This window comes from Microcystis sp. LEGE 08355, assembly GCF_015207185.1.
GTDB classification, from domain to species: domain Bacteria; phylum Cyanobacteriota; class Cyanobacteriia; order Cyanobacteriales; family Microcystaceae; genus Microcystis; species Microcystis panniformis.
Window position 1 is genome coordinate 1 of record NZ_JADEXI010000208.1, and the last position, 7,298, is coordinate 7,298.

The window sequence follows — 7,298 nt, forward strand, 5'->3', positions numbered from 1 at the left end:
GGTTATATTCCTGCCACAACGGGAACAGCAAGGATAGCAGGATACGATGTGCATGAACAATCCTTAGAAGTGCGTCGTCGCATTGGTTATCTTCCCGAAAATCCCCCCTTGTATCCAGAGATGACCGTGGAAGGTTTTCTTGATTTTGTGGCACGGATTAAAGGCATCTCATCGGGGGATAGAAAAGTGCGGGTAGATTTAGTGTTAGGCAAATGTCAGTTACTAGAAAAAAGAAAAGTTATTATCCGCAAGTTATCCAAAGGTTATAAACAGCGTGTGGGAATTGCCCAAGCGATCATACACGATCCACCAGTAATTATTTTAGATGAACCGACGGTAGGATTGGATCCAAAACAGATTATCGAGGTAAGAAATCTGATTAAAAGTTTAGCGGGAGAACATACAATTATTCTCTCCACTCATATTTTGCCAGAAGTGAGTATTACCTGCGATCGAGCGACAATTATTAATCGGGGTCGCATCGTAGCCAATAATATTACTACCGCTACCCCTGCTGGTTCCAGTTATGAAATTGAGATCGAGGGTGATAGGGATTCCCTGCTAGAAATCCTTCAACAAATGCCCCAAGTCGAACAAGCAGCAAAAGTCGGCGATAACCTGCTCAAAATTGTTGGTCAAGCGGGGACAAACCTAGGGGCAGAACTTGCTAGAATAGTTGTCAACAATGGTTATAACTTATTAGAAATGCGTCGCACCCGTAAAACCCTAGAAGATATTTTTCTGGAAGTAATCGGCAGCGGGGAAAGTAACCAGCAAGAGGAGAGGCATGATCAATAATATCTGGGCGATTTTTCGCAAGGAATTTCAAAGCTATTTTACCGCCGCTAATGCCTATATCATTATGGGTATATTTTGGTTAGTAGCGGGATTTTTCTTTAACTCCCTTCTCTACGGCATTATTCTCGATATTGGTATCCAGGAACAATCGGGATTTCTGGTAGCCAGAGATACGGTATCTGAATTTATGACCACTTTCATCGGCATTATTTTATCCTCCTTATTGTTGGTAATTTTGCCAGCCCTGTCTATGGGATTATACGCAGAGGAAAAAAAACAGGGAACCCTAGAACTTTTAGCCACTTCCCCCCTGACCAATTGGAGTATAGCCATCGGTAAATTATTGGGAGTGCTGGCCTTTTTTACCGTGATGATTACCCCCCTCTGGATTTACGAAATAGTAGTTTTTAGTGCCGCAGTTCCCCCGGTGAATATAGCCAGTATTTTAATGGCTCATCTAGGATTAATTTTACTGGCAGCCGCCATCCTAGCCATCGGGATGTTTATATCTTCCCTCACCAATAGTTCTATCCTTGCTTACATCATCACCTTTATCACCATCTTATTTATCTGGATACTGGATGTAATTGCTAACAATGCCGAAACCTTCTTTCGAGATCGTATCGGAGGAGAAGTGGGAGAACAGATCGGATTTTTCCTAAAAGAATTGCTCTCCCATCTATCTTGGTATCAACCCTTTAACAATTTCGTGCGGGGAATTTTTGACAGTAGTAGTTTAGTCATCCTCCTCAGTTATATTCTGCTGGGAATCTTCCTAACTACTCAAGCGATCGAAGCGGACCGTTATCAAAGAAACTAACTATGAGATCCTGGCAAAAATACAGTAAATTTCTCTATATACCCGCCCTATTTCTGGGTAGTGCCGGCCTAACCGTGGGGTTAATCTCCGGTCAATGGTCATCCCTCTCTCTGGGGTTATTAATTGCCGGGGCTATTTTGTTTCTAGGGTGGCTGTGGTTATTAGTAATCACTTCCAAAGACTTTTGGCAAAAAAGAAGTACCCGCACCGGCACTCAAACCCTCATTACTACTATTATTGTCCTCAGCGTTATCGGTTTAATTAACTTTCTCGCCCTCCGTTATCCCTATCGAGTTGATTTAACCGAAAACCAAATCTTTAGTTTATCCCCCCAAACCGAAAGACTATTAACCAATCTGTCAAAACCAGTCAAAGTCTGGATTTTTTCAACCCGGGGAATCAGTGGCAACGAAGAGGAACTTTTAGCCAATTATCAACGCAAAAATCCCCAATTTCAGTACGAGATAGTTAACCCAGAGAAAAAACCCAATATTGTCCAAGAATTTAAAAAACTAGCTGATGATAATCTGTCTAGAGTCTATCTACAGTATGGTGACAAAAAACAACCCCTGAAAACTATTAGTGAACAGGAAAGTCTCACGGAAGCGAAACTGAGTAACGCCATCGAAACCGCTAAAACTAATCGCACTTTAACCGCTTATTTTCTGCAAGGTCATGGAGAAAATGCCATCAAAGAACCTCAAGGTGGATTAGTGCAAGCAGTCAATAGTTTAGAAGCAAAAGGTTATCAAGTAGAACCACTTAATCTAGTGGAACGTTCCACCATTCCCAATAATGCCGATGTCATTATTATTGCCAGTCCCAAAAGAAAAATATTTCCCCAGGAAGTCACCGCTTTAAAAAACTATCTTGAGCAAGGGGGCAAAATTTTATTACTGATTGACCCTCAAACCGAAACCGGATTAGAACCCTTATTAACCCCTTGGGGTGTGAAACTAGATAATCGGATTATTATTGATGCTTCCGGTGCCGGGGAAATCATCGGTTTAGGACCGGCTAGTCCGATTATTACCAATTACGGCAATCATCCGATTACTCGCGATTTTGCTAACGGTATTTCTATCTTTCCCTTTGCTCGTCCCATCGCTACCGTTCCCATCGAAGGAATTGAAGCCGTATCTTTAATGATTACTAATGATAAAATGTGGGCTGAGAGTGATTTAAATGATCAGAATCTCCAGTTTAACCCTGAAAAAGATTTAGCTGGCCCCTTTGATTTAGGAGTTGCTCTGACGGAAAAAAAAGGTAAATTAATCGTGATTGGTAATGCCAGCTTTGCCAGCGATGGACTATTTGAACAACAGTTAAACGGAGATATATTTTTAAATTCTGTGCAGTGGTTAGCCAGTGGTGAAACAGCCACCTTATCTATCCGGGCTAAGGAACCAGAAAATAGAAGAATTAATTTAAATCCCCTGCAAGCTAACGCTATTTTTTGGATAGCGATGGTAGTGATGCCTTTAGTAGGATTTACCCTAGCTGGATTGACTTGGTGGCAACGTCGTTAATCGAGTTAGAATCTAGAAAAATGCTCTCTCTTATTTACCCTAACTGCCATGACCACAACCCAAACTATCCCCCAATTGTTGACTTTTGATGACTATATCAATCAATATCCCGATGATGGACAACAATACGAATTAATCGCAGGAAAATTATTGGCCATGATGCGACCGATCGGAAAACACGAAGAAATTGGCGGATTTGTTTCTGGAACCCTATTCTTAGAGATAAATCGGCAGCAATTGCCCTATTTTATCCCCAATACTGCGGCAGTAAAACCCCTTCGCCCCCATACAGGTTATCTACCCGATATTATTGTCTTAGACAGAGAAAATCTAGTTAATGATCCCTATTGGGAAACCGCTTCCTCAATTTCTCTGGCAACATCAGCTAAATTAATTATTGAAATTGTCAGTTCCAATTGGCGAGATGATTATCTGAAAAAATTCGACGACTACGAACAATTAGGAATTGCCGAATATTGGATTATCGATTATTTAGCCAAAGGTTCGGCCCGATATATCGGCAGCCCCAAAGAACCCACCATTTCTATCTATCAATTAATCGATGGAGAATATCAAGGTAATTTATTTAAACAGGATCAACGTCTTATTTCAGGGATTTTTCCAGAGTTAAACCTCACTGCTAATCAAATTTTTTGTGCTAGAGCTTAAAGAAAAACCCGTATTTTTAGATTGGACTTATGGTAAAAATCAAAAACTTACCTGAGAGTAAGAAGTCAGGAGCTTATAATAGAAAACAACTCAAGAGCGGAGAAATCAATCTAATGTTTGCCACAATAGAAGATACACAAGCCCTTTCCCTCGAAGTATTTCTTGCCCTTCCAGAAACTAAGCCTGCTAGGGAATATTATCATGGAATTGTCACTCAAAAACCTATGCCCAAAGGAAAACACAGCATCTTACAATTTGAGTTAGCCTCTGCCATTAATCAACAGACTAAACCTCAAAAATTAGCTTATGCTCTACCTGAATTGCGTTGTACTTTTGCAGAACGTTCAATTGTGCCAGATATTGCGGTGATTCGTTGGGAGAATTTGCCAAGAGATCTAGATGGAGAAATGGCCGATCAATTTTTACGTTATCCCGATTGGATTATTGAAATTATGTCTCCTGAACAATCTGTTACCTTAGTGATGGAAAAGATTATTTTCTGTTTACAACAAGGAACAGAATTAGGTTGGTTGATTGATCCTTCAGCCAAGTCAGTCACCGTTTTTCAAACAGGATTACCGAAAGTACATATTGCAACTGAAGGAAATAATGAGCCTTTAGCAGTGATTAAAGGATTAGAACGTTGGTCAATATCAGCAGTGGATATTTTTGCTTGGCTAAAGGTTTAATTTGTTCTGTCAGCATCGTTTGGTTTATCAGTTTATTCCAGAAGAGTAAAGTTGTCAAAGTTATACGGATGTGGACTCATTATGAATAACCCCTCTTATTTATTTTATACTGGTAACATTAATGATTGATTTGGATTGTAAAAATTAGGAACATGAAAGGCTTATGGTATAAGACTTTTGCCTTCCGCAAAGCGGTATAAATACCCTCAAGATAACATAAAAATATGATATAAATACCCCCTCAACTGACTGAATGAAGGGGGCATTTATGGTATTTTTAGAAGCAATTTAGCCTAATTTTGTGGTTTCTTTTTCGGTGGATTGGGAGGATTTTAGTTTAGGTTTGAGTATCTCGATTATTCTAAATTTCGCTTTTTCCAGTAATCAGGTTTACGTTTTCCATGTGCGATCGCAACTACTCAGATAAATGCTTCAAATTCTACATAAAAGATGATGTAAGGAAAACGGCGAATGAGATAACGGCGCATCCCTTCGATAGTATGGGCTGTTCCCAGATTAGGGTTAATTTTAATTTTTTCGAGAGCTTGTTCAATTTCAGATAGTAAATCTAGCCCTAATCCTATCTTTTGCTTCTCATAATATTGAATAGCATTGTCAAGTTCTCGTCTTGTTTCACTGTGAATAATAACAGGTTTCACGAATATTTCTCTCGTAATTCCAATAATACTTTATCCGATGGTTCACCCTTGGCTGTTCCAGCATAAATTTCGGCTAATCTTTCAGTTAATTCTCTATCCCAAGCCTCTAAAACATTGTCATCTACACCTTCATCTAAGGAATGGATGAGAAAGTAAGCTAGTTCAGCGCGATCTTGCACAGAAAGTTGAGCAAGTTCTATTTTGAGGGTTTCTGCTGTTTTAGTCATCTTGAAAGCATCTATAACCAGTCATCTTAGATTGTAGCAGCTCTCGGCTTGCAAGATAAACCATCCTCCTTAAAATCATGGGAATTGAGAGAGTTATGCCAAAAATACCCCCTCAACTGATTGAATGAAGGGGCATTTATGGTATTTTGGTGGGCAATTTAGCCTACTTTTGTGGTTTCTTTTTCGGTGGATTGAGAGGGTTTTATTTTGCGCTTCACGGTTGAAGCTGCACCGAGTGTGCCGAGAGCGAGGAGGCTGAGGGTTGAGGTGGGTTCTGGGACTTTGTAGTAACTATTACCCTTAGGATCTCTAAATTGCACTATAGCTGTTCCATCGATTATCGTAACAGGCGTGAAAGTGACTTGGAGAAAATCTGGAGTGTTATCTACAAAGTTAAATTCAATAGCATCATTTTGTTGATGAGGCGGTATTGTAAACGGTACAATATTACCAGAAAAAAACTGTTGATTTGCAAACAGATTATTACCTATTTTAACATCCCAACTTCCTGACGCAGCTGGACTTAAGCCTAGACCAATACTTGTTAAATCAGAAATTTCATAATCTCCAACCAATCCGCCAGGACAATTTGTTTGACTAGCAACTGTTTGATTAATCCTTATCGAAACTGCAAAAGCTGCTGTTGTTAAACTAGGAAGGGGTATATTACCCGAAGGAGCAGTATATGGTAAGACTGCGCAATGAGTATGAAAATTAGCTGCCTCAGCTGGCTTAGTAATTATCAAGAGAGGAAAAGATCCCAGTCCAACTACTACAGACAATAGCAGGTTTTTACGAATTGTCATAAGTTAAGTGCCTCAACGCTTTTCTTAATTTGGTGAGTACGATCGCCCCCCCACATCCAGATCAAGCAACAGCCCAACCCAAGACTAAAAGGAGATAGCAGAAGCATACACACTCCCCCCCCACAACTGTATCAAAAGCTACAATTTAATAAATCTTTATATTCCTTTCCCCGATTAGCGATTCACAGGGGAAGATTGAGATATTCCCTCTTTGCGAACTATAATCCAAAAAAAAATTAGTAGTGAAAAAATTCAACCAAGCGATCAGCTACTAACATTGCCATTTGTTCGTCAAGACGGCTAATTTGAGCAACGATTCGGGTTTTGTCGATCGCTCTAATTTGGTCTAAGGCAATACTACCTCGCACATTTTCTTGGTCAATCGGGATTCTGGTGGGGTATTTTTTGACTGTGCTGGTGATGGGAGCGACGACTACTGTTCTCAACCGAGCATTAATCTCGCTAGGGGAAACAATAACACAAGGTCGGGTTTTTTGCAGTTCGGAACCCCTAGTCGGATCGAGTTCCACTAGAACCACAGCAAATCTTTCTACCATTGATTTTCTTGCTCGAACTCGTTTTCCACTCCTAACCAATCCTGTAACTCTGCTTCGAGCGGTTCGTCATCAAATAATTCAGTCCACCCCTCTCTCACCTTCTTTTTAGCACTCAGAATAATTTTTTTACCTTCGACTATCGCTTCGACTTCATCAGTGAGTTCGCACTGTTCCATAATCGCTTGAGGAATTGTAATTCCTTGAGAATTGCCGATTTGTATGATTTTCAGCAACATTTTTGACTGCTTGGTAAATACATTGTCATTATATCAATCAACCGCTTAAACAGCCCCACCCAACCCCAAAGGCAGACAACAGAATCGTACACACTATCCCTATCAAAAAAGTATTAAAAGCTACAATTTAATAAATCTTTACATTCCTTTCCCCGATTAGCAATTCACAGAGCAAAGAGTCTCAGGTGTTTTCCCCTGTTTTTTTTACTCCTTCTCAGGCGAACTATCCTCATTCCGTGAGATATTGTGGCGCAGTATGTCGTATTCGCCTTTGCCTTCTCCCTTGACTTATCCCTTATACACATCTC

General features: G+C 40.0%; 10 protein-coding genes. 5 read left to right on the forward strand and 5 right to left on the reverse strand.

The window, feature by feature from the left end:
• The 5 genes from IQ242_RS12015 to IQ242_RS12035 all read left to right on the forward strand — a co-directional run.
• Nucleotides 1-798 (forward strand): ATP-binding cassette domain-containing protein (locus IQ242_RS12015; protein WP_193960130.1); only part of this gene is annotated, 798 nt, incomplete at its 5' end.
• The gene (locus tag IQ242_RS12020) at nt 788-1,618 is read left to right on the forward strand and encodes an ABC transporter permease (RefSeq protein ID WP_193960131.1); all 831 of its coding nucleotides are present in this window, start codon (nt 788-790) and stop codon (nt 1,616-1,618) included. The genes IQ242_RS12015 and IQ242_RS12020, both read left to right, overlap by 11 nt.
• Before the next feature lie 2 nt (nt 1,619-1,620).
• Nucleotides 1,621-3,147 (forward strand): Gldg family protein, encoded by a 1,527-nt coding sequence (locus tag IQ242_RS12025; protein WP_193960132.1) that lies wholly within the window; start codon nt 1,621-1,623, stop codon nt 3,145-3,147.
• A gap of 48 nt (nt 3,148-3,195) precedes the next feature.
• A complete protein-coding gene (locus IQ242_RS12030; RefSeq protein WP_147068725.1) occupies nt 3,196-3,816 on the forward strand; it encodes a Uma2 family endonuclease in 621 nt (206 codons plus the stop codon).
• Nucleotides 3,817-3,929: 113 nt separating this feature from the next.
• Nucleotides 3,930-4,505 carry a Uma2 family endonuclease gene (locus IQ242_RS12035; RefSeq protein ID WP_193960134.1) on the forward strand — a complete coding sequence of 192 codons (576 nt, stop codon included), beginning with the start codon at nt 3,930-3,932 and terminating at the stop codon, nt 4,503-4,505.
• A 419-nt stretch (nt 4,506-4,924) separates the two neighbouring features.
• Here IQ242_RS12035 and IQ242_RS12040 read toward each other — a convergent pair whose 3' ends face one another.
• The 5 genes from IQ242_RS12040 to IQ242_RS12060 all read right to left on the reverse strand — a co-directional run bounded on the left by IQ242_RS12040 (nt 4,925) and on the right by IQ242_RS12060 (nt 6,990).
• Nucleotides 4,925-5,164 (reverse strand): type II toxin-antitoxin system RelE/ParE family toxin, encoded by a 240-nt coding sequence (locus IQ242_RS12040; protein ID WP_370582981.1) that lies wholly within the window; start codon nt 5,162-5,164, stop codon nt 4,925-4,927.
• Complete coding sequence (locus IQ242_RS12045) at nt 5,161-5,391, reverse strand: addiction module protein (protein ID WP_193960133.1); 231 nt, start codon at nt 5,389-5,391, stop codon at nt 5,161-5,163. The genes IQ242_RS12040 and IQ242_RS12045 overlap by 4 nt, the downstream gene beginning before the upstream one ends.
• Before the next feature lie 158 nt (nt 5,392-5,549).
• Nucleotides 5,550-6,197 carry a PEP-CTERM sorting domain-containing protein gene (locus IQ242_RS26145; RefSeq protein WP_228020952.1) on the reverse strand — a complete coding sequence of 216 codons (648 nt, stop codon included), beginning with the start codon at nt 6,195-6,197 and terminating at the stop codon, nt 5,550-5,552.
• A gap of 236 nt (nt 6,198-6,433) precedes the next feature.
• On the reverse strand, nt 6,434-6,754 hold the full coding sequence (locus tag IQ242_RS12055) for a type II toxin-antitoxin system PemK/MazF family toxin (RefSeq protein WP_002784949.1): 321 nt from the start codon (nt 6,752-6,754) through the stop codon (nt 6,434-6,436).
• Nucleotides 6,748-6,990 carry an AbrB/MazE/SpoVT family DNA-binding domain-containing protein gene (locus tag IQ242_RS12060; protein WP_190723626.1) on the reverse strand — a complete coding sequence of 81 codons (243 nt, stop codon included), beginning with the start codon at nt 6,988-6,990 and terminating at the stop codon, nt 6,748-6,750. Before IQ242_RS12060 ends, IQ242_RS12055 begins: the two co-directional genes overlap by 7 nt.
• Nucleotides 6,991-7,298: the final 308 nt, after the last annotated feature.

What these genes read in the sequence shown, in the direction of transcription:
- IQ242_RS12020 (WP_193960131.1), top strand. Translation starts at nt 788, where the DNA reads ATGATCAATAATATCTGGGCGATTTTTCGCAAGGAATTTCAAAGCTAT.
- IQ242_RS12025 (WP_193960132.1), top strand. Translation starts at nt 1,621, where the DNA reads ATGAGATCCTGGCAAAAATACAGTAAATTTCTCTATATACCCGCCCTA.
- IQ242_RS12030 (WP_147068725.1), top strand. Translation starts at nt 3,196, where the DNA reads ATGACCACAACCCAAACTATCCCCCAATTGTTGACTTTTGATGACTAT.
- IQ242_RS12035 (WP_193960134.1), top strand. Translation starts at nt 3,930, where the DNA reads ATGTTTGCCACAATAGAAGATACACAAGCCCTTTCCCTCGAAGTATTT.
- IQ242_RS12045 (WP_193960133.1), bottom strand. Translation starts at nt 5,391, where the DNA reads ATGACTAAAACAGCAGAAACCCTCAAAATAGAACTTGCTCAACTTTCT.
- IQ242_RS26145 (WP_228020952.1), bottom strand. Translation starts at nt 6,197, where the DNA reads ATGACAATTCGTAAAAACCTGCTATTGTCTGTAGTAGTTGGACTGGGA.
- IQ242_RS12055 (WP_002784949.1), bottom strand. Translation starts at nt 6,754, where the DNA reads ATGGTAGAAAGATTTGCTGTGGTTCTAGTGGAACTCGATCCGACTAGG.
- IQ242_RS12060 (WP_190723626.1), bottom strand. Translation starts at nt 6,990, where the DNA reads ATGTTGCTGAAAATCATACAAATCGGCAATTCTCAAGGAATTACAATT.